Raw genomic sequence first — 1,862 nt, forward strand, 5'->3', positions numbered from 1 at the left:
GGACGCGCCACCGCCCGTGTTGGCGACGTAGGCCGCACCGTTGGCACCGCCGTCGCGCAGCAGCATCGGGTTGCCGCCGGTGCCCGGGTCCATCGCTGCATTGACGCTGATGGACGCGGCAAGGCCGTTGACCAGCGTGCCGGCCGCCGGCACGGCCGGCGCACCAGACCAGGTGAACAGGCCGGCGGCGTTGGCCATCGAGGGTGCGGTCTCGGCAAAGGCTGTGATCAGGCCACGCGCGGTCTCGTCGAGCTGGCTCTGCATGGTCGAGGCGACGCCGTCGCGCAATTGCAGCAGGCCGGCAAGCGTGCCGCTGGCGCTGGTGTTGCCACCGGCTCCCGCCGAGATCGGCACATTGTCGATGTAGACGGCATTGCCGGCGGCACCCGCGGTATAGCCTGCCGACGCCGCGAAGGTGACCGTGCGCGGTATCGTCTCGAACAAGGTCGTGCCGTCGCCGGTGGTGATGACCATGTCATTGTCGCCTCGCGTGAAGGTCGACACCGGGACATAGTTCGAAATCTTCTTCAAAAGCGCATCGCGCTGGTCGAGCGCATCGGAAACGTCGGTGCCGGAACGGGTTCCGGACATGACGGCCGTGTTGGCATCCTGGAATTGGCCGAGCAGCGAGTTCAGGTCGTCGACGGCGGTGGCAATCTGACCGTCGGTCTGGGTGCGGAAATCCTGGACTGCCTTGGAGCCCTCATTGAGCGAGCGCACGACCTGTTTGGCGGCGTCGATGACGGAGGCGCCGAGGTTCTGATTCGACGGCGAGGTGGCGTAGAGCTGCAGCGCCTGCTGCAGGTTGGCGATCGCAGTCGAGGGCGAGGACGCATTGTCGACGCCATTGACCGCAACACCCAACTGATCCATGCCGTTGTAGAGAGCGTTCTGGCCGCTCCAGGCCGATAGCGCGGCGAGATTCTGGCGAAACAGAAGCTCGTTGGCTGCGCGCTGGATATCGACCGAGCGCGCACCCGGCGCCGTGCTGGTGACGACGGCCTGGCGCCGCGAATAGTCCGGGTTGGAGGCGTCGGCGACATTGCGCGAGACAACGCTGGTCTGTCGCGCGGTGTTCATAAGCGCCGACTGGGCGATACTCAATGCGGTAGACAGTGACATGCGGGTCTTTCGCGGGCGACGCCCGTCTTATCTCTTCAGGTTGACAAGGACGTCCATCAGATCGGAACCGGTCTGGAAGACTTTCGAATTGGCGGTGTAGCTGCGCTGCGCCGCGATCATGTTGGTCAGTTCTTCGGCGATATCGACGTTGGAATTCTCGAGCGCGCCGGAGATGATGGAGCCGAGCTTGCCTTCATTGGCAAAGCCGACACGAACCGCGCCGGACTCGGTGCCTTGCGAATAGACGTTGCCAGGCAGCGCCTTGAGCTGGTCCGGGCTCTGTACGTCGGCGAGCGGGATCTTGTAGAGCGGCTTGGTCGAGCCGTCCTTGTACTGAGCGTAGATGGTGCCGTCCTTGCTGATCTGGACCTTGTCGATGGTGCTCGGTGCGTTGCCGTTGACCTGGGCGTCGGAAACCGTGAAGCCGGTGCCAAGCTGGGTCAGCGCCGACAGATCGAGATTGAGGGTGGCGCCGTTCGGCACAGTAAATGAAACGTTGGTGGGCGTGCCGGTGAGCTTGCCGGTGGTGGTGTCGAAGGTCAGGTTGGCCGAGCCCAGCAAGCCGCCGGCGGTGTAGGGGAACGATGTTCCAGCGGTGGCCTTCGACTGATCGAAGACCGCCACCTGCCAGGTGCCGGCGCCGGTGTTGGTGAAATAGACGTCGAGCAGCTTCTTGTTGCCGAGATTGTCGTAGGCGACCATGGAGGATTTCGACGTGTATTGCGCGGTCGCAGCGTTGG

Annotated in this window: 2 protein-coding genes; both read right to left on the reverse strand. The window is 64.2% G+C overall.

Going from position 1 to position 1,862, the window contains the following annotated elements; translation table 11 throughout:
• The coding region (flgK, locus tag EN925_RS34200) for a flagellar hook-associated protein FlgK (protein WP_128337284.1) at positions 1-1,122 on the reverse strand (1,122 nt) is incomplete at its 3' end.
• A 27-nt stretch (positions 1,123-1,149) separates the two neighbouring features.
• The coding region (locus EN925_RS34205) for a flagellar hook-basal body complex protein (protein WP_128337285.1) at positions 1,150-1,862 on the reverse strand (713 nt) is incomplete at its 5' end.

Origin of the sequence: Mesorhizobium sp. M7A.F.Ca.US.006.04.2.1, from assembly GCF_004022915.1 — a bacterium.
GTDB lineage: Bacteria > Pseudomonadota > Alphaproteobacteria > Rhizobiales > Rhizobiaceae > Mesorhizobium > Mesorhizobium ciceri.